Source organism: Paracoccus sulfuroxidans, assembly GCF_007830335.1.
GTDB classification, from domain to species: domain Bacteria; phylum Pseudomonadota; class Alphaproteobacteria; order Rhodobacterales; family Rhodobacteraceae; genus Paracoccus; species Paracoccus sulfuroxidans.
The window spans coordinates 449229-471180 of the sequence record NZ_VLKU01000002.1; the positions used below are offsets into that span (position 1 = coordinate 449229).

A 21952-nucleotide genomic window follows, 5' to 3' on the forward strand; every position below is an offset into this window, starting at 1 on the left:
CATGAACGTGATCGAGATTTCCAACGTTTCCAAGACCTTCACCCTGCACAATCAGGGCGCGGCGGTGATCCCTGTAATGAGCGATGTGTCGCTGTCGGTGGCGGCTGGCGAATGTGTGGGCCTGCTAGGCGCCTCAGGCGCGGGCAAGTCGACGCTGATGCGGCTGTTGTGGGGGAACTACCTTGCCGCCTCGGGTCAGATCGTGATTGCGGGCACCGATGTCGCGAAGGCCGAGCCGCGCGAGATCCTGGCGCTGCGCCGGGATCGCATGGCCTATGTCAGCCAGTTCCTGCGCGTTGTGCCACGCGTGCCGACGCTGGACGTGGTGGCCGAACCCCTGCTGGTCACCGGGACGCCCGAGGATCAGGCGCTGGACGCCGCCCGCGCCCTGCTGACACGGCTGCGCATCCCCGAGCGGCTGTGGTCGCTGTCGCCCACCACTTTCTCGGGCGGGGAACAGCAGCGGGTGAACATCGCGCGGGGCTTCATCCGTCAGGTGCCGGTCATGCTGCTGGACGAACCGACCGCCAGCCTTGACGCCACCAACCGCGAAACCGTGCTGTCGCTGATCGAGGAAGCCAAGGCGCGCGGCACCGCCATCGTCGGCATCTTCCACGACGAGGCCGCGCGAGACCGCGTCTGCGACCGCATGATCGAGATGGAAAGGTTCGCCGCATGACGGTTTTCGCGGTCGTCGGGCCTTCAGGCGCGGGCAAGGATACGCTGCTGGCCGGTGCGCTGGCGGCGCGTCCCGACATCCGCATGCTGCGCCGCACGATCACCCGCCCCTCCGACGCGGGGGGCGAGGATTTCGACGGCGTGACCGAGGCCGAATTCGCCCGCCGCAAGGATGCGGGCGAATTTGCGCTAAGCTGGCAGGCGCATGGCCTGCATTACGGCATCCCCCATGCGGCAAGTGATGGCGTGACCATCTTCAACTGCTCGCGCCGGATGCTGGCGGACGCGGCGCGGGTCTTTCCGGACCTGCGGGTCATCAACGTCACCGCCTCGCCCGAAGTGTTGGCGCAACGCCTCGCCGCGCGGGGCCGCGAGGATGCCGCCGATATCGCCAGCCGTCTGGCCCGCGAAGCCCCCCTGCCCGCGAACCTCCCCATCGCGACGGTCGTCAATGACGGCGCGATCGCGGATGGGGTCGCGGCATTTCTGCATGCACTCGACCATGCCGGGGAACGCCCGGCCATCCACTCCGTCTGAAACACAAAGGTTACCACATGCGCGACACGCCAAGCTTTCCCGACGGAAAGACCGCGACGGAAACGGTCCTGACGAATGCCACGCTGATCCTGCCGGGTGAGGTGCGCAAGGGCAGCATCGTCCTGCGCGACGGGCTGATCGCCGAGATCGGCGGCCCGTCCGCCACCGGCATCGATTGCGAGGGCGACCTGATCGCCCCCGGCCTGATCGAGTTGCACACCGACAATCTGGAGCGCCACATGGAGCCGCGTCCAGGCGTCGACTGGCCCCATTCCGCCGCCATCGCCGCCCATGATGCCGAGCTTGCGGGCTGCGGCATCACCACGGTTTTCGACGCGCTGCGCGTCGGCTCGATCCACCGCGATGGCAGCTATGGCAAATACGCCCGCAAGGTCGCGGATGAGATTCTGGCCGCCCGCCCGAACCTGCGCATCAGCCACCGCATCCACCTGCGCGCCGAGGTCTGCTCGGAAACGCTGATCGATGAATTGGACGAGTTCGGCCCCGATGACCGCATCGGCATCGTCAGCGTGATGGACCACACGCCGGGCCAGCGCCAGTTCCGCGATATCTCGAAGCTCGAGCAATATGTGCGCGGCAAACATGGCAAATCCGAGGCCGAATTCGCTGAACATGTCGCCCATCTGACCGATCTGCGCGCCCGCCATGGCGACGCACATGAGGCCGCAACCGTTGCCGCCGCCAAGGCATGGGGTGCGGTGCTGGCCAGCCATGACGACACGACCGAGGAACAGGTCTCGACTTCCGCCGAATACGGCATTCGTCTGGCCGAATTCCCGACGACCGTCGAGGCCGCCCGCGCCTGCCACGCGCATGGAATCGCCACGATTATGGGTGCGCCGAACCTGATCCGGGGCGGCTCGCATTCCGGCAATGTCGCCGCGGCCGAACTGGCGAAGGCCGATCTGCTGGACATCGTATCGTCGGATTACGTCCCGGCGGCGCTGCTGACCTCGGCCTTCATGCTGGGCGAGCTTTGGGGTGATCTGGCGCGTGGCTTCGGAACGGTGACGGCCGCCCCTGCGCGATCCTCAGGCCTGACGGATCGTGGTCAGCTGGAGGCAGGCCTGCGCGCCGACCTGATCCGTATCGCCCGCGTCGACGGGACGCCCTTCATGCGCGAGACCTGGGTCGCCGGCCGCCGCGTGGCCTGACGCCCCCTTAAAAAGAGCCACCACCGGACATGCACCGACCTGCCCTTCCGCAGGCCGGTGCATGCTGCGTTTTTCCATAATTTTATATTTATTTTCAAAGACTTGATCTTTTCACAAAACCTTCAGACTGATCGTCCCTAACCGTCACAATCGCCCCCTAAGACGCCCCTGACAGAAAAGGGGACTGGTATGCTTGAGGTTCGGAATGTGACGCGCGTCTTCGGCAGCAGGGCTGCGGTGGATGACATCAGCTTCACCATCGACCGCCCGGCCTTTGTCGGCATCATCGGGCGCTCGGGTGCGGGTAAGTCGACCTTCCTGCGGATGATGAACCGGCTGACGGATGCCTCCTCGGGGCAGATCCTTGTGAACGGGCAGAACATCCTGTCGCTGGGCGGTCAGGCCCGGCGGGCCTGGCAAAGCCAATGCGCGATGATCTTCCAGCAGTTCAATCTGGTGCCGCGCATGGACGTGACTTCGAACGTGCTGCACGGGCTCTTGAACCGCCGCTCGACGCTGGCCACGATGTTCAACCTGTGGTCGCGTGAGGACATCCTGCGCGCGCTGCAGATCCTCGACCGGCTGGGCATCGTCGAGCAGGCCGCCAAACGCGCCGAGGCGCTGTCGGGCGGCCAGCAGCAGCGCGTCGCCATTGCCCGCGCGCTGATGCAGGACCCGCAGATCATTCTGGCGGATGAGCCCATCGCCAGCCTCGACCCGATGAATGCGCAGGTGGTGATGGACACGCTGAAGCGCATCAACATCGAGGATGGCCGCATGGTCATCGCGAACCTCCACACACTCGACACCGCGCGGCGCTATTGCGACCGGGTGATCGGCATGCGCGACGGCCGCATCGTCTTTGACGGCACGCCCGAGCAGCTTTCCACCGGCGTCGCCCGCGACATCTATGGCGCGGACGCCAGCTTCAACGAGGCCGCGACCTCGACCGCCCTTCCCACCGACACCGCAGCCGACCGCGAATATGCGGAACGCCTGCTGGCCTGAGACGACCCCGGCCCGACGGATCAACCTGATCGGGGCCATAACCCATGGAGAGACCATGAAAACCCTCGCACTGGCCCTTGCGGCCGCCACCGCCCTGACCTCGGCCGCCACGGCGCAAGAGATCAAGCAGTTCAACATCGGCATCATGGGCGGCGAAAACGCGCAGGACCGCATGACCGCGAATGAATGCTACCGCGCGGCCATCGAGGCCGAGCTGGGCGTCCCGGTCAAGATCTTCACCCCCGCTGACTATGATGGCGTCATCCAGGGCCTGCTGGGCGGCACGCTGGACATGGCGTGGCTGGGCGCCTCGGGCTATGCCAAGATCTACCTGACCGACGCCAATGCTGTGACCCCGGTCCTGACCAAGCAGAACATCGACGGCTCGACCGGCTATTACTCTTTTGCCTTTGCCCGCAAGGACAGCGGCATCACCAAGATCGAGGACGCCAAGGGCAAAAGCTTCGCCTTCGCCGATCCGAACTCGACCTCGGGCTATCTGGTCCCGGCGGCCGAGCTGACCGAGACCTTCGGGCCGCTCGACCAGTTCTTCTCGGACGTGCGCTTCTCGGGCGGGCATGAGCAGACAATCGTCGGCGTCGCCAATGGCGATATCGTCGCGGGCGTCAGCTGGGCCGACGGTCTGGGCGATTGGGAAGATGGCTACAACTCAGGCGCGTTCCGCAAGGCGGCTGACGCGGGTCTGGTCGACATGAACGATATCGTCGAGATCTGGAAATCCAAGCTGATCCCGGAAGGCCCGATGGTGGTGCGCAATGCCCTGCCGCAGGACGTCAAGGACAAGGTCACGAAGCTCAGCGCCGACCTGCACGAGACCGACAAGGAATGCGCCTATGGCGTGGCCCATGGCGATGCGAAGGACTTCGTTCCGGTCACGCATGAGGCCTATGACGGCGTCGTCGCCGCCCGCAAACTGGAAGAATCGAACAGCTGATCCCGCTGTCCTTCCGGCCGCGCCCCAACCTCGGGCGCGGCCATTTTTCATATGCCACGCCGGAGTCAGCCGTGACCGCAAGCACCATCGGATCGACAGGCGGTCCACCCCATGACCTTGCCCAGAACCAGCACGCCTATCTTGAGCTGGTGCGCCGCCGCAGGCTTTACGGCGGGGTGCTGCTGATCCTCTTTGTCGCGCTGATGATGTCGGGCTTCCAGATGGCGCAGTCGCGCAATGCCGGCGGCTTCATCGACGGCCTGCCCATGGTGCTGGCCTTCCCGACCGAGGTCATCAGCGAGGCCTGGGAAAAACGCGCGAACCTGCCCGGTATCTTCGTTGCCCATATACCCTCCTTGATCGAGACGCTGAATATCGCGGCGGTCTCGACCATTCTGGGGGGGATTGCCGCCATGCTGCTGGCGCTGCTGTCCACACGGGGCCTCTCGCCCTGGCCACGCCTGACGGGCGTCTTCCGGCGCATCATGGATGTCTGCCGCGCGATCCCGGAAATCGTCATCGCGCTGATCCTGATCTATATTCTGGGCGGCGGCCCGGTGCCCGCCGTCATCGCCATTTCGCTGCACACCGCGGGCGCGCTTGGCAAGCTCTTCTCTGAAGTGGCCGAGAATGCCGATCTGAAACCGGTCGAGGGGCTGACCTCGGTCGGCGCGGGCTGGGGCCAGCGGATGTGGTTCGGCGTGCTGCCGCAGGTCGCCCCGAACTGGATTTCCTACGGGCTCTTGCGGTTCGAGATCAACGTCCGCGCCAGCGCCATTCTGGGCTTCGTCGGCGAAGGCGGCATCGGCCATGACCTCAAGATCGCGATGCAATGGGGCATGGGCCGCTATGATCTGGTGGTGGGGATCTTCCTTTTGCTGTTCCTGACCATCGTCATCATCGACACCATCTCGGACCGCGTCCGCGAGCGCCTGGTGAAGGGCTGAGCCATGACCATGACCGAACTCTCGACACCGACGCTGGCGCGGCACGTCCTGAAAACCCATGGCCGCAGACGGCTCATGTCCTTTGCCGTGCCGCTGGCGATCCTTGCCTATCTTGTCTATGCGGCGATCTCCTTTGACGTGGCGGGGCTGGCCTCGCGCGCGAAGATGGACAACGCCCGGGTGCTGCTGTCGGATTTCTGGCAGCACAAGACCCATGTGACGCGCCAGAACCGCACCGGCGCACTCAGCGTCTCGATCGATGGCGAGGCGAAGGGCACCTATCCCGCAGACCGCCTGCCCGCATGGATCACTCAGGCCGGGGGCGTCACCACCGTCGATCTGGGCGATGGCCATCTGGTGACCTATGATCAGGGCGGCGCGCGCTATGTCGTCCCCGATTACGGCACCATCGACATCCGCCAGACGGGCGACGGCCTTGCCCTTCAGGCCCCCCAGCCCCTGCCAGACTGGATCAACGCCTCCGAGGGGCGCATCAGCGTCACCACCGAGGCGGGCCGCTTCGCCTATACCCGCTCGAAGGTCGAGACCTTCAAATATGAGCCCGGCTGGGCGCTGTTCTTCTTCACCCTCGACAGCCCGTTCCACTATATGTCCTGGCCCGAGATCGCCGCCTCGGCCCTGTGGGGAGAGCGGGTCGACCCCACCCGCCCGAACATCGCGGTGATGGCGGACCAGTTCTGGAACAATGCCATGTGGCGGCATGGCGACGTCATCTGGGCACTGTTCGAGACCGTGCTGATGGCGTTTCTGGGCACCTTCGGCGCGGCCATCGTCGCGCTGCCGCTGGGCTTCATGGCGGCGTCGAACATGATGCCTCTGGGCGCGCTGCGCTTCGGGCTGCGCCGCATCTTCGACTTCATCCGCGGCGTCGACGGGCTGATCTGGACCATCGTTCTGGCCCGCGCCTTCGGCCCCGGCCCGATGACCGGCTCACTGGCGATCCTGCTGACCGACACCGGCAGCTTCGGCAAGATGTTCTCGGAAGCCTTCGAGAACATCGACGAAAAGCAAGTCGAGGGCATCCGCTCGACCGGCGGCAACGCTTTGCAGCGCGCGCGTTTCGGGGTGATCCCGCAGGTGATGCCGGTGCTGCTGAGCCAGGTGCTGTATTTCCTCGAATCGAACACGCGCGGCGCCACGATCATCGGTGCCATCGTGGGCGGCGGCATCGGGCTTTTGCTGACGCAGGCGATCCAGACCCAGAAGGATTGGGAGGATGTGGCCTATTACATGGTGCTGATCGTGCTGACGGTGATTGCCATGGACAACCTCTCGGGCTGGCTGCGCCGCCGCCTGATCAAGGGCGGAACGGCCTGAACCGACTGGAAACGCCCTTGCCGCGACCGTCCCGAAAGGGCGGTCGCGCTTGGCATTCAGGCGTATCCACGCTTGCCATTTCCGCCCGGCAGCCGTCCAATCGGATCACATGCCAGGCATGAAGCCGCCCTCCGGGTGGTTCCCAAGCGTCCGCTCCGGCCTTCGTGATTTCGATATGTTTGACTATTCATATCGAATATCAGAACGTGCCGCCGACCCATGGGAAGAACATCGACATGCTGATCCGACATTTGCGTTTTTTCGTCACCCTCGCCGAAGAGCAGCATTTTGGCCGCGCCGCCGAGGCCTGCAATGTGACCCAGCCGACGCTGTCGCAGGCGATCCGCAAGCTTGAGCAGGATCTGGACATGGTGCTGATCCTACGCGGCCACCGCTTTCTGTCCCTGACCCCCGAGGGCGAGAAGGTGCTGATGTGGGGCCGCCAGATCCTTGCGGATTTCGACAGCCTGCGCGGCGATCTGAACGGTCGCCGGACCGGCGGGCTGACGGGCCTTTTGCGGCTGGGGGTGATTCCGGCCGCGCTGCCCTCGGTCTCGTTCCTGTCGGCGCAGTTTTCCAAGGACCATCCGAAGGCGAAGATCGAGGTGCGCTCGATGTCCTCGCGCGCGATCCAGAAGGCGTTGGAGACCTTCTCGATCGACGGCGGCATCACCTATCTGGACAATGAACCGCTGGAAAACATCCGCCGCATCCCGCTGTATCACGAACGCTATGTGTTTGCCTGCCACCGGGATCACCCGCTGGCCCAAAGCTGCAGCGTCGACTGGAAGGTGGCGGCGGCCCAGCCCTTGTGCCTGCTGTCCGACGACATGCAGAACCGCCGCATCCTGAACGACATTGCCGCCAGCGCGGGCGTGGCGCTGCGCCCGCAGATCACCTGCAACACCTTCTTGGGCATTGCCACGCATCTGCAGGCGGGGCGCTGGTGCGCCATCGTGCCCCACACTTTCGGCTTCCTGTTCGGGCCGGGGAATGAGCTGGTGCTGCGCGACATGAGCAGCCCCGCACGCAGCCAGACGCTGGGTCTCGTGCTGCTGAATCGCGCGCTGCAATCGCCCATGGCCACGGCGCTTCAGGCCGCCGCCCGGCAGATCGACATCGAGGCGGAATTCGACGCGACCTTCCGCGAGCTTGTCGCAGAGGGCTGAAACTCCTCGGCATTTCCGCTTGATCGGCAACGCCTATGAATCCTTGAAAACTTCCCATTGGATCGCCCGCCGCACCGCATGCAAGCTTGAGACGTCCGACGAAGACACCTCGCTTAACCCGAGGCCGCCAGGGAGGACGCCCCCAGGATCACCCGGCCCGCGACCCGCCGGTTTCGCCTTCACTCCCCTGTTGGCGATGATCCCCCGCATGGCCGGTCCGGTCTGCGGGCGGGCGGGGGTGGCTGGCGGCCTGACATGGAAAAGGATTTGGCATGGCCAAGGTAGTTTGCGTTCTCTACGACGATCCGGTTGACGGATACCCCACGACTTACGCCCGCGACGATCTGCCGAAGATCGACAAATATCCCGACGGGCAGACCCTGCCCACGCCCAAGGCCATCGACTTCCAGCCCGGCACCCTGCTGGGTTCGGTCTCGGGTGAGCTGGGCCTGCGCAAGTACGTCGAATCGCTGGGGCATGAATTCGTGGTCACCTCGTCGAAGGATGGCCCGAATTCGGATCTGGAAAAGCATCTGGCGGATGCCGAGGTCATCATCTCGCAGCCCTTCTGGCCCGCCTACCTCACCGCCGACCGCATCAAGCGCGCGCCGAAGCTGAAGCTGGCGCTGACCGCTGGCATCGGCTCGGACCATGTCGACCTGCAGGCGGCCATCGACCATGACGTGACCGTGGCCGAGGTGACCTATTGCAACTCGCATTCGGTGGCCGAGCATGTGGTGATGATGGTGCTGGGCCTTGTCCGGAACTACATCCCCTCGCATGACTGGGCCCGCAACGGCGGCTGGAACATCGCCGATTGCGTCGCGCGTTCCTATGATGTCGAGGGCATGCATGTCGGCACCGTCGCCGCTGGCCGCATCGGCCTGCGTGTGCTGCGCCTGCTCGCGCCCTTCGACATGCACCTGCATTACACCGACCGTCACCGCCTGCCGGAAGCCGTCGAGAAAGAACTCAACCTGACCTGGCATCCGACGCGCGAGGAAATGTACGGCGTCTGCGACGTGGTCACGCTGAACTGCCCGCTGCACCCCGAAACCGAGCATATGATCAATGATGAGACGCTGAAGCTGTTCAAGCGCGGCGCCTATCTGATCAACACCGCGCGCGGCAAGCTGTGTGACCGCGACGCCATCGTGCGCGCGCTGGAGACGGGTCGTCTGGCCGGTTACGCGGGCGATGTCTGGTTCCCGCAGCCCGCGCCGAACGACCATCCGTGGCGCACCATGCCCAATAACGGCATGACCCCGCATATCTCGGGCACCTCGCTTTCGGCGCAGACGCGCTATGCGGCAGGCACGCGCGAGATCCTGGAATGCCACTTCGAGGGCCGTCCGATCCGCGATGAATACCTGATCGTGCAGGGCGGCAATCTGGCCGGTGTCGGCGCGCATTCCTATTCCAAGGGCGACGCGACCGGCGGCTCGGAAGAGGCCGAGAAATACGAGATCGCCTGATCACCCTTCCCTCTGGCCCGCGCATCTCTCGGCGCGGGCCTTTTTGATTGGAGAGACCGACATGCACAGCGACACCCAAACCCCTGAAGCGCCCGCCCCCGCCCTGCTGGCCCATATCCGCAGATCGCTGGGGCCGTCCCTCGTGTCAGGGACCGGCGGCGCGCTGGCGATCTGGCTGCTCGCCAACCTGACCGAAGCGACCGGGCAGCTGCTGCTGATCGCGCCATTCGGGGCAAGCTGCGTGTTGTTGATGGCGCTGCCGCAAAGCCCGCTGGCGCGAGCGCGCAATGTCATAGGCGGTCATTTCCTCTCGGCGCTGATGGGGCTGATCGTGCTGAACCTGCTGGGCAGCGGCATTCTGGCCTGCGGTATCGGCGTGGGGCTGGCCATCGCGGTCATGCAATTCACCGGCACCCTGCACCCGCCCGCCGGAGGCAATCCGCTGATCGTCATTATGACCGGCGCGGGCTGGTCTTTTCTGGTCACGCCGATCCTGATGGGAGCAATCATTCTATTATTGATAGCGTATTTCTATCGCCGCATAAAATTTTATTAATGAATATCGGACGACTGCGGACAACTGGCATTTATATCCAGGCAGATAAATTGAATATCGAGTTTCTCTGGAATACTCTCTTGACCGAGCAGGATGCGGATTGCATAGAAGTACGACAGTGAACCGTACTGTACAGATTCTCTACTTTCCGGCTTGTAGCCTCCAGATGTTTGGTCAATCCGAGTAGCGATTCCTGATGCCCGCTTGGGTCGGACATTCCGGCCTTCCGTTACGGGTCCAGATTGACGCCGTAACCGCGGCAGGAAAAAGAGTAAGTGCTATGACAACCGTTACCTGGATGTGGATCGGCAACAAGCCGATGCTCGACAGTTCGCCCACCAACAACATCACGCAAACCCAAGCAAATCGCGCGGTCGGCTGGGACGCTCATGGCAGCGATGAAATGAAGGCGATCGACGTCTCTGGTCCTGCTGTCGATCCTTTAAGGTGGCAAACATCCTACCAACCCTTCTCTTTCTCGCCGTCGCCAACGACCTTCACCTATACGAATCCGGCGGGAGCCCCTGTTTCCACGCAGGTTGTCTCCTTCGTTACGGCCGTTTTCGACGTTGAAACCGAAGACGCAAATGGCAACCGGATCACTGTGCAGAAACCCGGCGTTCTGATGCAGACCAGAAATGGCGACGTGTTTTTCCGCCCGGCGGCGCAAACCATCAACGAATGGAACGACATCAAGGTTCTTTACGGGATTACGGTGCGGAGTGTTGCGACGCTGCCGGACAACGAGAACATTGCCAAGGTCGGCTTCAACCCGAGCATCAAAGATGTGGTGATTCCGCCGTGTTTTGTTACCGGAACTCTGATCGAAACAGACAACGGATTGGTCACAGTCGAAAAACTCAAGGCCGGCGACAAGGTTTTGACGCGCGACAACGGGTTTAAGGAAATTTCCTGGATCGGCTCGGTCCAACTTTCGGCCGCCCAGCTGCGGGACAATCCCAATCACCGTCCGATTCGCATTTCGGCCGGAGCTCTGGGCCCCAACACTCCGTCTTCGGATCTGCTGGTCTCGCCGCAGCATCGCGTGCTGGTCCGCTCGAAGATCGCGCAGCGCATGTTCGGCGCGAATGAGGTTCTGGTCGCGGCGAAGCAGCTGCTGCTGATCGACGGCATCGACATCGCCGATGATCTGCAGGATGTGCGCTATTTCCACATCCTCTTCGATCAGCATGAGATCGTGAATTCGAACGGCGCGCCGACCGAAAGCCTGTACACGGGCCGTCAGGCGATGAAATCGCTGGGCTCGTCCGCGCGGCAGGAGATCTTCTCGCTCTTCCCCGAACTGCGCGAGGGCGATCACGAGGCGGTCTCCGCCCGGACGCTGGCGTCGGGCCGGATGGCCCGCAAGCTGGCGGTGCGGCACCGTCAGAATGAACATCCGCTGTATCTCAGCTGAAACCGGGCAAGGGCAGGATCATCCTGCCCTTTTTCTTTTATGACAGACGCCGCGCAGCCCGCAGCATTTGACAGCCCGCACCCAATCGGGAAACAGGGGCGCAGTGATGCTGCAGGAGGTTGAGATGAAGGGCGTCTACCGCGCGAGCGATCGGAGCTTTACCCCGTGGAAGAACGGCGGCGGCCAGACCGCCGAGATTCTGGCCCTGCCCAAGGGTGCGGCCCTTGACGGGTTCGACATCCGGCTGTCGACGGCGGTCGTCGCCTCGGACGGCCCGTTCTCAAGCTTTACGGGCATCAACCGGGTGCTGACGGTGTTGGAGGGCGGGCCGATGCTCCTGACCATCGAGGGACGAGAGCTGGAGCTGACCGATGCCAGCGCGCCCTTTGCCTTCTCAGGTGCCCTGCCCTGCGCGGCCCGGCTGGCGGGGCCGCAGGTTCTGGACTTCAACGTCATGACCCGCGCCCCCCTGCGCGCCGAGGTCACGCGCGGGCCGCTGGCGCCCGTTACCGGCAGCCCACAAGCCGCCTATGCGCTGCTGCTTGCGCCGCAGGCGGGGCTCGAACGGCTGGATCTGGTGGACCTGCTGGAGGCCGATCCCGCGCTGCTGGTCGCGCTTCAGGGCGCATCGGCGCTGCGGGTCATCTGCGGATAGGCCTTGCGATGAAAAAGCCGCCCAAAGGGGCGGCTTTCATGGCTCCAACGATCACGCCGAGGCGTCCCCGCCGGATCAGTCGATGGAGAAGTTGACCTTCTCGGCCTCGGCCTTCTGGACGTCATCCTTCAGCAAAGCCTGCTCGCGGCATTCGAAGTTTTCGTAAAGCTTCAACTGATCCTCGTAATGCGGGGACTTCTCACCGGCAGGCGAAATGAACCCGCTTTGCCCCGGAGGCGTCACCGCGCAGAAGGTCACCTTGCCGTCCTTGAAGGTCACCAGATCGCTCTGCGTGCCCCGGTTCATCGCGGTCCCGATGGACAGCATCTCATCCTCGCCCGCTTGCGGGATGCCGAGATAATTCTCTGTCAGGAAGTCGTGCTGCGGCAGGTCCAGCCGCCACTCAGTGACGTCGCTGCCATATTCCTTCGCCAGCGCCTCGCCGGTCTTCGTCAGCGCGGTCAGCATGACCTCGGCCTTGTCGGCGCCGTTGAAGAAATCATGCGTCTGCGTGATGCCCGATGCGTCGCCCAGAATCGCGTTCCGCAGCACCTGCGCCGGGCGCGAGATCCGGGCATAGTTCACCTTGGGATCGATCCCCGGCTCATCATCCATCAGCACGTCCTGCACCATCGTATCGACCCAAGTGCGGAAGATCGCGACGGCGGGGGTCGAGGCGCGGCCGTCCTGCGACCGGATCATCTGCCCGTCCCAATCCTTCAACTGCGCCACCATCGCGGCGCGCGGGTCGTCGGCGGGCAGATCCTTCGCGGCGCCCAGCAGGAAGGGCAGCAGCGCGCGGGCATTGATGTCGAGGAAGCTGATCTGCTTGTTGATGTCCCAGACCTCTTCCGGGGTCAGCTTTTCCTTGGCCTCAATCCGCGACATGATTTCATCGACGCGGTCGGAAGCGCCCCAGGGGTTCGCCTCGAAATTCCCGATGTCGCCATGGGTCGAACGGTTGTTCCAGTTCGCGATCCAGCCCTGTTCGGGGTTGTAGGTCTTCGGCACTTCGGCGAAGGGGCGGATGCCCGTCCAATCCTGCGAGCCGTCGCCCTTCGCGGGCACACGCTGGTCCTGCTCGGGCGAGCGGATGGGCAGGTAACCGGGCGAGACATAGCCGATATTCCCGTCCTTATCGGCGTAATACCAGTTGATCGTCGTTGCGACATTCGCCGCCTGCTTCAGCCAGTCGTCATAATTCTGCGCCTTGGTCGAATTCACCCACGCGATCAACGTCTGGATTTCCTTGCCCTTCCAGCTGCGATGGAAGGCATAGGCCGAATGCGCCACCGGATCGATGCGGCTGACGACGCCATAGTCGCTTTCATAGACGACCGTGTTGATGTCGGGCTGGCCCTTGACCTTGAAGACCTCCGGGCGGGCGGTCATCTCGACCCATTCGCCGTTCTTCTTGTAGCGCGCTGGATTTTCGGGATCGAGTTCCAGCTGGACATAGTCGTTCACGTCCAAGGGCCCCGCCGTCGCGCCCCATGCGATCTGGCCGTTCGTCCCGAAAAGCACGTTCGGAACCGCGAAAGGCGTCGTCCCGGTCAGATCGAAGCCCGCGCCATGCAGGCCGATGGAATAGACATAGGATGGGTTGTAATTGCCGAATTGCGGCCCGTTCAGCAGGATGGTGCTGCCATCGGTCGTCTTCTTCGGCCCGACGATCCAGATGTTCGAGGCGCGCGGGCGGTCATTGTCGCCGGGCAGGGTCTGGTTCAGAAGGCTGCCAAAGCGGGTCGCGTCGATGGCGGGGGCTTCGGCCTTGATCCGATACTGGCCGCCTTCCGGCACGGTGGTCGGAGCTTTCGGGTCCTCCAGCCAGAACATCTGGTCGAAAAGTTCCGCTGCCTTTTCTGCGCCATGCGTCTTTTCCAGCGTCGCCAGAACCTTCGCATTGTCCAGTTCCGTCGAGTAATGCGAGAAGCGCCCGGCCATCGTGCCGACATAGATCATCGCCACGTCGAAATCAGTCCATGTGCTCGGCTCGATCCCGAAATCGGTGAACTGGCGCGGCAGCAGGTTGTCGCGATCGGCCAGCACCTCGGCCACCCGCTTGTTATAGCCCGCCGCATAGCCGCGCAGGATGTCGCGTTCGTCCTTCGGCAGCGCCTCGATCTGCGCGCGGATGTCATTGTGGTTGAAATCGGCGCGGGTTTTCAGGTCATAGGGCAGATGGTCGCTGCCCAGCACCTCAGACACCGTGCCAAGGACCGAGCGTTTCGACATCTCCATCTGGAACAGCCGGTCCTGCGCCACGGCATAGCCATAGCCAGCATAAAGCCCATAGACGTCATCCGCATAGACATGCGGGACGCCCCAATTGTCGCGAATGATCTCGACCTGCGATTCGGCCAGTGCCGCCATCGGCCCCAGCCCCGCCGCCAGTGAAAGCGCCAGCGCAGGCAAAAGGTTTTTGTTGAATGTCACGATGTTATCTCCCTTTCGGCGTCCCCTCCAAGGTCGCCATCCGGGAAGAGAGTAAAATTGACCGTCCGGACGGTCAATTGATTTGTGACGCAGGGGCAACTTCCGGATCAATCAAAGCGACCAGCCATGAAAAAGGGGCCGCTTGGGCCCCTTTCCTTGTCGCTCAAGAGCGGCTGCGCTCGCTCGCTTTCCATTGCTCCCAACCGGGATCGCCGGCCATGAAGGCCTCGATCTCGGCGCGGTTGGCCTCCAGCTTGGGATCGTGCTTGAGGTAGAGCTTCGTTTCCCGCGCGATCAGGCCCGAGAGGATCAGAAGCCCGATCAGGTTCGGAATCGCCATCAGTCCGTTCATCACGTCCGAGAAGTTCCAGACGACGCCCAGAGGCACGGTGCAGCCGACAAAGACCACCAGCGAGAACAGCACGCGGAACGGCATCACGGCGCGGTGGCCCATCAGACGCTCGACGTTGCGCTCGCCATAATAGGCCCAGCCGAGGATGGTCGAATAGGCGAACATCACCAGACCAACGGTCACGATCCAATGCCCCCATTGGCCGGGAAGCCCGTGGCTGAAGGCCTGCCCCGTCATGATCGAGGCCGAGATCTGTTCGCCCGTGGCCGGGTCGACCTCTTTCCAGACGCCGGTGGTGATGATGACCAGACCGGTGCAGCTGACGACGATGATCGTGTCGATGAAGGTCTGTGTCATCGACACCAGCCCCTGCCGCACCGGATGCGTGGTCTGCGCCGAAGCCGCCGCGATGGCCGCCGAACCCATGCCGGATTCGTTCGAGAAGATGCCGCGCGCGACACCGAACTGCACCGCGATCATGATGGTCGAGCCAAGGAAGCCCCCCGCAACCGCCGTGCCGGTGAAGGCGTCATGGAAGATCTCTCCCAAAGCCGCCGGAACCAGCGCGATGTTCACGATCAGGATGTAGAGCGCGCCCAGCACGTAGAAGAGGATCATCACCGGCACGAGGCCCGCCGTCACCGTCCCGATCGACTTGATGCCGCCGACCAGCACGACCAGCGTCAGCACGGCGAGGATGGCCCCCGTGATCCACGAGTTGACACCAAAGCTGCTGGTCAGGTTCGAGGAAATCGAGTTGCCCTGCGTCATATTGCCGATGCCGAAGCAGGCGCAGACCGCGAAGATCGCGAAGGACAGCGCCAGAAATTTGCCGAAGCCGCCGGGGATGCCTTTCTCGAGGTAATATTGCGGGCCGCCGTTCTTCTCGCCCACCTCATCGGTGGTGCGGAAGCGAACGCCCAGAAACGCCTCGGAATATTTCGAGGCCATGCCGAGGATCGCGGTGACCCACATCCAGAAGAGCGCTCCGGGACCGCCGACACCAATGGCAGTCGCGACGCCTACGATATTCCCGGTGCCGACCGTTGCGGCCATCGCTGTGGTCAGCGCCTGAAACTGCGAGATGTCGCCCTCGGCGTCATCATCCTTGCGCTTGAGCAGACCAAGCCGCAAGGCTGCCCCAAGGCGCACGATCTGGATGCCGCCCAGACGGATGGTCAGATACAGGCCGGTTCCCAGCAGCAGGGGGATCAACAGATAGGGGCCCCAGACAATCCCGCCAAGCTTGCCTAGAAAAGCCTCCAGACTTTCCAAACTCATCACATTCCCTCCTCTTTTCCGACGATGCCGCCGTTGAAGCGGCTCGTTCTTATGATGCGGTCATATGACGCATATGATGCCAGAGAAGTGAAGGTTCGTGGGCGAATTTGTTCGACAGAGACTCCGGGCAACCGGAAAGGCAGCGGCAGAAGACCCGCCGCCGCCTTTGGTTCAGCTCACATCGCGGTCCAGCCGCCGTCGACCGAGATGGTCGTGCCGGTGATCTGGTCAGCCGCCGAGGAGCACAGGAAAACCGCCGTGCCGCCCATCTGCTCGACCGTGGCGAACTCGCCCGAGGGCTGGCGCTGCAACATGACCTTGGCGATCACGTCCTCGCGGCTCATGTTATGTGTCTTCATCTGGTCGGGGATCTGCTTTTCAACGATGGGCGTCAGCACATAGCCGGGGCAAATCGCATTCGCGGTGATGGCCTCGCGCGCGGTTTCCAGCGCGGTCACCTTGGTCAGCCCGACGATGCCATGCTTGGCGGCGACATAGGCCGATTTGAACTCGGAGGCGCGCAGCCCGTGGGCCGAGGCGATGTTGATGATCCGCCCCCAACCCGCCTTGCGCATCATCGGCAGCGCGACGGCGGTGGTGTGGAAGGCCGAGCTGAGGTTGATTGCGATGATCGCGTCCCATTTCTCGACCGGGAACTGGTCGATGGGCGCGACATGCTGGATGCCCGCGTTATTGACCAGAATATCGCAGGTCCCGGCCTTCTCGATCAGGGCGCGGCACTGGTCGCCCTTCGACATGTCGGCCTGAATGTAGCGCACCTTCACGCCATGCTCGGTGGCGAGGCTTTCGGCCAGCGCATGATCCTCGGGCGCGTCGGTGAAGCTGTTGATGACCAGATCGGCCCCGGCCCGCGCCAACTCATGTGCAACGCCCAGACCGATCCCCGAGTTCGACCCGGTGACGATCGCGGTTTTGCCCTTCAGAAACTTTTCGAACATTCCGGACTCCTGAAATCACTTCGCACTTGCAGCATGAACGTAGCGATGAACGGCCGGTTCCGGAACAAAAAAAAAGCGCCCGCACAAGGCGGGCGCAAGTCATGAGGCAGGTTTCATACAGGCAAGAAACCTATCGAGCAGTGCCTTATCTATACGCTTTTCACCCTCTGAGTCCAAGGCAGAAGTTTGCGCCCTGGTGAACGGCAGGTTAGTGTTTGCCCAGATAAGACCCGCTTCGACAAAAACAGGGCGATCGAGCATGCGATTCTTCAAATTTGCTAACGAATCCGCGATCTGGCGCGCGGTGGCGTTTGGTTTTGGTGTGGCAATGATGCCTCTGGCAAGCCCTGCCGAGACTTCGCATGCCATTGCAATGTATGGAGAACCCGCGCTTGAGCCGGGGTTTTCGCACCTGCCTTACACCAATCCGGACGCGCCCAAAGGCGGCACGATTCGCCTGGCCGAGCCCGGCAATTTCGATTCCCTGAACCCCTGGGTTCTGATGGGAAACCCGGTCTGGCCGATCTTTACCCAGCCCGGTCTGGTGACGGAATCGCTGATGCTGCGCTCGATAGATGAGCCCTTCACGCTCTACGGTCTTCTGGCCGAAAGCGTCGAAGCCGCGCCCGACCGCAGCTGGGTCGAATTCACCCTGCGCCCCGAGGCACGATTCTCGGACGGCAGCCCCGTCACCATCGAGGATGTGATGTGGTCCTATGAGACGCTGGGGACGAAGGGCCACCCGCGCTATACCTCGGTCTGGTCCAAGGTCGAGAAGATGGAGCAGACGGGCGAGCGCAGCATCCGCTTCACCTTCAACACCAAGGACCGCGAGCTCGCCATGCTGATGGGTATGCGCCCGATCCTGAAAAAGGCGCAATGGCAGGGCAAGGATTTCAACGCCACCGGCCTTGAGGCCCCCATCGGCACCGGTCCCTATGTGATCGACCGCGTCGATGCGGGACGCTCGGTCAGCTTCCGGCGCAACCCCGATTACTGGGGCAAGGATCTGCCGGTGACCCGCGGGCTCTATAACTTCGACACCATCCGCTATGATTATTTCGGCGATGCCGCCGCCATGTTCGAGGCCTTCAAGGCCGGTGAGATCGACGTCTGGCGCGAACTCGTCGCCTCCCGATGGGAAAACAGCTTCGACTTCCCCGCCATGCGCGATGGCCGCATGGTCAAATCCGAGATCGGCAACCAGCGCCCCTCGGGGATCATGGGGCTGGTGATGAACACCCGGCGGCCGGTGTTTCAGGACTGGCGCATCCGGCAGGCGATGATCGAGGCCTTCAACTATCACTTCATCAACGCGACCCTGACCGGCGGCAAGGACCCCCGCATCACCAGCTATTTCGCGAACTCGGATCTGGCCATGCGCCCCGGCCCCGCCGAGGGTCGCGAGGCCGAGCTGCTGGCCCCCTTCGCGGACGGCCTGCTGCCCGGCACGGTCGAGGGCTATGTCCTGCCCGACGGGGGGGAGCGTGTGCTGGACCGCAAGGGCATCCGCAGCGCGCTGAAGCTTCTGGAAGAGGCCGGGTGGAGCGTGCGCGACGGCCAGCTTCGCGACGCCGAGGGCCGCCCCTTTGTCTTCGAGATCCTGCTGAACCAGTCGGGCTCGGCCATGCGGACCAGCGCCGAGACCCGGCAGATCATCAATATCTTCGTCGAGGCGCTGCGCAACCTGGGGATCCGCCCCACGGTCACGACGCTGGACCCGGCGCAATATGTGCAGCGCACAAACAATTACGATTTCGACATGACCTGGTATGAGCGCGGCTTGTCGCTGTCGCCGGGCAATGAACAGCTGCTTTACTGGGGCCGCTCGGGGATCGAGCAGCCGGGCAGCAAGAACTGGATGGGCATGGACTCACCTGCCGCCGAGGCAATGATCTCGCATATGGTGAACGCAACCTCGCGCGACGAATTTCTGGCCGCCGTGCGCGCTTTGGACCGGATTCTGACGGCCGGGCGCTATGTCATCCCGGTCAGTTTTTCGCCAATTTCACGATTGGCGCATCGCGCGGACGTGCATTATCCTGCAAAAACGCCTATTTACGGAGACTGGCCGGGTTTCATGCCGGAAACCTGGTGGCAAGAGGAGAAGAATTGATGAGATTTGCCCGCATCGCGATCATAATGGGCGTACTGGCCTTGTCCGCATGCAACACTGTCGCCGGCGTAGGACAGGACATTTCGGGCGCCGCCCGCATGGTGCAAGGCGGCGTAAGCGGCGGTGGCGGAGGCTATTGATGAAATGGCAGCATGTTCAGGACAACTGGCCAGCCTTCTTCGAGGCGATTGTCGAGAAATGGCCCGAGGCTGACGAAGCTGAGCTTGACGATATCGACGGCGATCAGAAGGCGTTCATCCGCTACATCGCCGAGATTACGGAACAGGTCCCGTCCGAGGCCCGCGATGAAATCCGCGAATGGCTGATCGGAGAGATCCCGGCGGATGTCATCATGGACCCGAGCCATGACAATCACTCGATCACCAATTCGGCCAAATACCTCAGCGAGGGCGAGGACGAACTGGACGAGGATGGCCGCTTCGGTGACGACGACGAGATCCTTGGCGACGGCGATATCAACGAGCGCTGACCCCGCTGGCCGCCGCGCTCAGGCGGCCAGTTCGACCCAGACCGGAACGTGATCGCTGGGCTTCTCGGCGGCGCGTTGGTCGCGGTCGACGCCTGCGTCGAACATCAGATCGGCCGCTTGCGGCGACAGCAGCAGATGGTCGATGCGAATGCCATTGTCGCGCTGCCACGCCCCCGCCTGATAATCCCAGAAGGTGAACGGACCGCGCTGCCCGTCCAGATCGCGCAGGCGGATCGCATCGGTCCAGCCCTGAAACTGGATGCGCCGGAAGGCCTCGCGGCTTTCGGGCAGAAACAGCGCGTCATCGACCCATTTTTCCGGATGCGCGGCATCGCGCGGCTCGGGGATGATGTTGTAATCGCCCGTCATCACCACCGGCATCTCGCTGCGCAGAAGCTCGGCCGCGTGCAGGCGCAGCCGCTCCATCCAGGCCAGTTTGTAGTCGTACTTCGGCCCCGGCGCGGGGTTGCCGTTGGGCAGGTAAAGCCCCGCCACGCGCACGGCCTTCTCGCCCACCACGGTCGCCTCGATCCAGCGGGCCTGTTCGTCGCTGTCATCGCCTGGCAGGCCGCGACGCAGATCCTCGATCGGATAGCGCGACAGGAAGGCCACGCCGTTGAAGCCCTTCTGGCCGTGCGTTTCGACGTTCCAGCCCAGATCGCGGATCACATCGGCGGGAAAGCCTTCATCCTGCGTCTTGATTTCCTGAAGGACGGCGACATCGGGCTGCGCCGCCTGCAACCAGCTGGTCAGCTGGTCGATCCGGGCGCGCACACCGTTGATATTGAAGCTGGCGATTTTCATGCAGGCAACCTACGCGGCCCCGCGTCACAGCGCCAGCCCCGCGTTGCCCCCTTAGATCGAGAACGAGGTGCCGCAGCCGCAGGAGGAGCTGGCGTTCGGGTTCTCGATGGTGAAGCGCGCGCCGATCAGCTCATCGGTGAAATCGATGGTCGCGCCCGCCAGAAACGGCAGCGAGACGGGGTCGACCACGACGCTCTGGCCATCGCCCTTCAGCACCAAATCCTCATCGGCGGCATCGTCCAGCCGGATGTCATATTGAAAGCCCGAGCAGCCGCCGCCCAGCACCGCGATCCGCAGCGGTCGCGCCGGGGCATCGGCATTGATTTCGGCCAGCCGCGCGAAGGCGCGGTCGGTGACTTTGGGTGGCAAATTGAGTGCTACGTTCATGGGGCGTTCCCGTTTCCGTCTCTGACCTTGGAATATAGGCTCGGCGCGCACGACCCGCAAGGAATGCGCAAGGAAAGTCATGACCGTCCCCTATGCCTGCCAGCCCTCCGACAGCCGTGGCCGCCGCTGGCCCGAGCGCATGTCGACCTTTCGCAGCCCCTGGCAGCGCGACCGTGACCGGATCATCCACTCCTCGGCCTTCCGCAGGCTCAAGCACAAGACGCAGGTCTTTGTCGAGCATGAGGGTGATTATTACCGTACCCGCCTGACCCACACGATCGAGGTGGCGCAGGTCGCCCGCACCATCGCCGGAACCTTGGGGCTGAACACCGACCTGGCCGAGACGGTGGCCCTGGCCCACGACCTTGGCCACCCGCCCTTCGGCCATACCGGAGAGGACGCGCTGGCCGTGCTGATGGAGCCTTATGGCGGCTTCGATCACAACGCGCAGGCCTTGCGCATCGTGACCCGGCTGGAGCGCCATTACGCCGAATTCGACGGGCTGAACCTGACCTGGGAAAGCCTTGAGGGCATCGCCAAGCACAATGGCCCGGTGCATCCGCCCCTGCCCTATGCGCTGGCCGAGGTGAATGCCGAATGGGATCTGGAGCTTCACACCAACGCCAGCGCCGAGGCGCAGGTCGCCGCCGTCGCCGATGATGTCGCCTATAACCACCACGACCTGCATGACGGCTTGCGCGCGGGCCTTTTCACCGAAGAGGACCTGTCGCAGCTTCCGGTGATCGGCGAGGCTTTCGCCCAGGTCGACCACCTGCATCCGGGGCTTGAGCCGATGCGCCGCCGCCACGAGGCGCTGCGCCGGGTCTTTGGCGTCATGGTCGAGGATGTGATCGCGGTGGCCGAGAACCGGCTGGCCAGCCTTCAGCCGCAAAGCGTCGATGACATCCGGCATATGGACGGGCCGATCATCCGCTTCTCGAAGCCGCTCTATCAGAACCTCAAGGCGATCAAGAGCTTTCTTTTCACCCGCATGTATCGCGCCCCCACCGTCGTCGTCGAACGCCGGCGGGTGACCGAGATGCTGAACGGCCTCTTCCCGCTTTACCTCAATGATGCAGGCAAGCTGCCCGATCACTGGCGCGAGGCGGCCGAGGCGGCGAGCTCGGAGACCGAGCGTGCGCGCGTCGTGCTGGACTACGTGGCGGGCATGACTGACCGCTTCGCCATTCAAGAGGCCGAGCGGCTGCTGGGCTGAG

At 63.5% G+C, this 21952-nt stretch carries 20 protein-coding genes; 15 read left to right on the plus strand and 5 right to left on the minus strand.

Annotated elements, in window-relative coordinates; genetic code table 11:
* Positions 1-7 precede the first annotated feature (7 nt).
* From phnL to IQ24_RS04780, 12 genes are all read left to right on the plus strand, one after another.
* Positions 8-679: a phosphonate C-P lyase system protein PhnL gene (gene phnL / locus IQ24_RS04725; protein ID WP_145396685.1), complete on the plus strand. Its 672-nt coding sequence runs from the start codon at positions 8-10 to the stop codon at positions 677-679.
* Entirely contained in the window at positions 676-1215 is a 540-nt protein-coding gene (gene phnN / locus IQ24_RS04730) for a phosphonate metabolism protein/1,5-bisphosphokinase (PRPP-forming) PhnN (RefSeq protein ID WP_145396643.1), read from the plus strand. The genes phnL and phnN overlap by 4 nt, the downstream gene beginning before the upstream one ends.
* A 17-nt stretch (positions 1216-1232) precedes the next feature.
* On the plus strand, positions 1233-2390 hold the full coding sequence (locus IQ24_RS04735) for an alpha-D-ribose 1-methylphosphonate 5-triphosphate diphosphatase (protein WP_145396644.1): 1158 nt from the start codon (positions 1233-1235) through the stop codon (positions 2388-2390).
* A 189-nt stretch (positions 2391-2579) separates the two neighbouring features.
* Positions 2580-3398: a phosphonate ABC transporter ATP-binding protein gene (phnC, locus tag IQ24_RS04740; protein WP_145396645.1), complete on the plus strand. Its 819-nt coding sequence runs from the start codon at positions 2580-2582 to the stop codon at positions 3396-3398.
* A gap of 55 nt (positions 3399-3453) precedes the next feature.
* The gene (phnD, locus tag IQ24_RS04745) at positions 3454-4353 is read left to right on the plus strand and encodes a phosphonate ABC transporter substrate-binding protein (protein WP_145396646.1); all 900 of its coding nucleotides are present in this window, start codon (positions 3454-3456) and stop codon (positions 4351-4353) included.
* Between the two features lie 71 nt (positions 4354-4424).
* Positions 4425-5300, plus strand: a complete 876-nt coding sequence (phnE, locus tag IQ24_RS04750; protein ID WP_422386261.1) for a phosphonate ABC transporter, permease protein PhnE — start codon at positions 4425-4427, stop codon at positions 5298-5300.
* 3 nt (positions 5301-5303) lie between these two features.
* On the plus strand, positions 5304-6638 hold the full coding sequence (phnE, locus tag IQ24_RS04755) for a phosphonate ABC transporter, permease protein PhnE (RefSeq protein ID WP_145396647.1): 1335 nt from the start codon (positions 5304-5306) through the stop codon (positions 6636-6638).
* Between the two features lie 236 nt (positions 6639-6874).
* A complete protein-coding gene (locus tag IQ24_RS04760; RefSeq protein WP_145396648.1) occupies positions 6875-7807 on the plus strand; it encodes a LysR family transcriptional regulator in 933 nt (310 codons plus the stop codon).
* Between the two features lie 272 nt (positions 7808-8079).
* Positions 8080-9282, plus strand: a complete 1203-nt coding sequence (locus IQ24_RS04765) for an NAD-dependent formate dehydrogenase (protein WP_145396649.1) — start codon at positions 8080-8082, stop codon at positions 9280-9282.
* Between the two features lie 61 nt (positions 9283-9343).
* Positions 9344-9838 carry an HPP family protein gene (locus IQ24_RS04770; RefSeq protein ID WP_145396650.1) on the plus strand — a complete coding sequence of 165 codons (495 nt, stop codon included), beginning with the start codon at positions 9344-9346 and terminating at the stop codon, positions 9836-9838.
* 280 nt (positions 9839-10118) lie between these two features.
* Positions 10119-11255: a Hint domain-containing protein gene (locus IQ24_RS04775; RefSeq protein ID WP_242007912.1), complete on the plus strand. Its 1137-nt coding sequence runs from the start codon at positions 10119-10121 to the stop codon at positions 11253-11255.
* Between the two features lie 106 nt (positions 11256-11361).
* Positions 11362-11910, plus strand: a complete 549-nt coding sequence (locus tag IQ24_RS04780) for a HutD/Ves family protein (RefSeq protein WP_199756479.1) — start codon at positions 11362-11364, stop codon at positions 11908-11910.
* Between the two features lie 75 nt (positions 11911-11985).
* On the opposite strand, the gene IQ24_RS04785 is transcribed toward IQ24_RS04780, so the two are convergent.
* The 3 genes from IQ24_RS04785 to IQ24_RS04795 all read right to left on the minus strand — a co-directional run bounded on the left by IQ24_RS04785 (position 11986) and on the right by IQ24_RS04795 (position 16938).
* Complete coding sequence (locus IQ24_RS04785; protein WP_242007914.1) at positions 11986-14346, minus strand: penicillin acylase family protein; 2361 nt, start codon at positions 14344-14346, stop codon at positions 11986-11988.
* A gap of 163 nt (positions 14347-14509) precedes the next feature.
* Positions 14510-15979 carry an alanine/glycine:cation symporter family protein gene (locus tag IQ24_RS04790; RefSeq protein ID WP_145396651.1) on the minus strand — a complete coding sequence of 490 codons (1470 nt, stop codon included), beginning with the start codon at positions 15977-15979 and terminating at the stop codon, positions 14510-14512.
* 176 nt (positions 15980-16155) lie between these two features.
* Positions 16156-16938 carry a 3-hydroxybutyrate dehydrogenase gene (locus IQ24_RS04795; RefSeq protein ID WP_145396652.1) on the minus strand — a complete coding sequence of 261 codons (783 nt, stop codon included), beginning with the start codon at positions 16936-16938 and terminating at the stop codon, positions 16156-16158.
* A 259-nt stretch (positions 16939-17197) separates the two neighbouring features.
* Between IQ24_RS04795 and IQ24_RS04800 the strand changes: the two genes are divergently transcribed.
* Both IQ24_RS04800 and IQ24_RS04805 read left to right on the plus strand, forming a co-directional pair.
* Positions 17198-19054, plus strand: coding sequence for an extracellular solute-binding protein (locus IQ24_RS04800; RefSeq protein ID WP_145396653.1), 1857 nt, complete (start codon positions 17198-17200; stop codon positions 19052-19054).
* Between the two features lie 139 nt (positions 19055-19193).
* A complete protein-coding gene (locus IQ24_RS04805) occupies positions 19194-19544 on the plus strand; it encodes a hypothetical protein (RefSeq protein WP_145396654.1) in 351 nt (116 codons plus the stop codon).
* Between the two features lie 18 nt (positions 19545-19562).
* Here IQ24_RS04805 and xth read toward each other — a convergent pair whose 3' ends face one another.
* Both xth and IQ24_RS04815 read right to left on the minus strand, forming a co-directional pair.
* Complete coding sequence (xth, locus tag IQ24_RS04810; RefSeq protein WP_145396655.1) at positions 19563-20348, minus strand: exodeoxyribonuclease III; 786 nt, start codon at positions 20346-20348, stop codon at positions 19563-19565.
* 51 nt (positions 20349-20399) lie between these two features.
* Positions 20400-20735, minus strand: a complete 336-nt coding sequence (locus IQ24_RS04815; RefSeq protein ID WP_145396656.1) for a HesB/IscA family protein — start codon at positions 20733-20735, stop codon at positions 20400-20402.
* Positions 20736-20814: 79 nt separating this feature from the next.
* Here IQ24_RS04815 and IQ24_RS04820 point away from each other — a divergent pair, with 79 nt between their 5' ends.
* The gene (locus tag IQ24_RS04820) at positions 20815-21951 is read left to right on the plus strand and encodes a deoxyguanosinetriphosphate triphosphohydrolase (RefSeq protein ID WP_145396657.1); all 1137 of its coding nucleotides are present in this window, start codon (positions 20815-20817) and stop codon (positions 21949-21951) included.
* The last annotated feature ends 1 nt before the right edge of the window (position 21952 follow it).

Bases quoted from the DNA above. Each gene is read 5' to 3' on its own strand.
- IQ24_RS04775 (WP_242007912.1), top strand. From the start codon at position 10,119: ATGACAACCGTTACCTGGATGTGGATCGGCAACAAGCCGATGCTCGAC.
- phnE (WP_145396647.1), top strand. From the start codon at position 5,304: ATGACCATGACCGAACTCTCGACACCGACGCTGGCGCGGCACGTCCTG.
- IQ24_RS04735 (WP_145396644.1), top strand. From the start codon at position 1,233: ATGCGCGACACGCCAAGCTTTCCCGACGGAAAGACCGCGACGGAAACG.
- IQ24_RS04780 (WP_199756479.1), top strand. From the start codon at position 11,362: ATGCTGCAGGAGGTTGAGATGAAGGGCGTCTACCGCGCGAGCGATCGG.
- IQ24_RS04800 (WP_145396653.1), top strand. From the start codon at position 17,198: ATGCGATTCTTCAAATTTGCTAACGAATCCGCGATCTGGCGCGCGGTG.
- IQ24_RS04795 (WP_145396652.1), bottom strand. From the start codon at position 16,938: ATGTTCGAAAAGTTTCTGAAGGGCAAAACCGCGATCGTCACCGGGTCG.
- phnD (WP_145396646.1), top strand. From the start codon at position 3,454: ATGAAAACCCTCGCACTGGCCCTTGCGGCCGCCACCGCCCTGACCTCG.
- IQ24_RS04820 (WP_145396657.1), top strand. From the start codon at position 20,815: ATGACCGTCCCCTATGCCTGCCAGCCCTCCGACAGCCGTGGCCGCCGC.
- xth (WP_145396655.1), bottom strand. From the start codon at position 20,348: ATGAAAATCGCCAGCTTCAATATCAACGGTGTGCGCGCCCGGATCGAC.
- IQ24_RS04805 (WP_145396654.1), top strand. From the start codon at position 19,194: ATGAAATGGCAGCATGTTCAGGACAACTGGCCAGCCTTCTTCGAGGCG.
- IQ24_RS04790 (WP_145396651.1), bottom strand. From the start codon at position 15,979: ATGAGTTTGGAAAGTCTGGAGGCTTTTCTAGGCAAGCTTGGCGGGATT.
- IQ24_RS04760 (WP_145396648.1), top strand. From the start codon at position 6,875: ATGCTGATCCGACATTTGCGTTTTTTCGTCACCCTCGCCGAAGAGCAG.
- IQ24_RS04765 (WP_145396649.1), top strand. From the start codon at position 8,080: ATGGCCAAGGTAGTTTGCGTTCTCTACGACGATCCGGTTGACGGATAC.
- phnC (WP_145396645.1), top strand. From the start codon at position 2,580: ATGCTTGAGGTTCGGAATGTGACGCGCGTCTTCGGCAGCAGGGCTGCG.
- phnN (WP_145396643.1), top strand. From the start codon at position 676: ATGACGGTTTTCGCGGTCGTCGGGCCTTCAGGCGCGGGCAAGGATACG.
- IQ24_RS04770 (WP_145396650.1), top strand. From the start codon at position 9,344: ATGCACAGCGACACCCAAACCCCTGAAGCGCCCGCCCCCGCCCTGCTG.
- IQ24_RS04815 (WP_145396656.1), bottom strand. From the start codon at position 20,735: ATGAACGTAGCACTCAATTTGCCACCCAAAGTCACCGACCGCGCCTTC.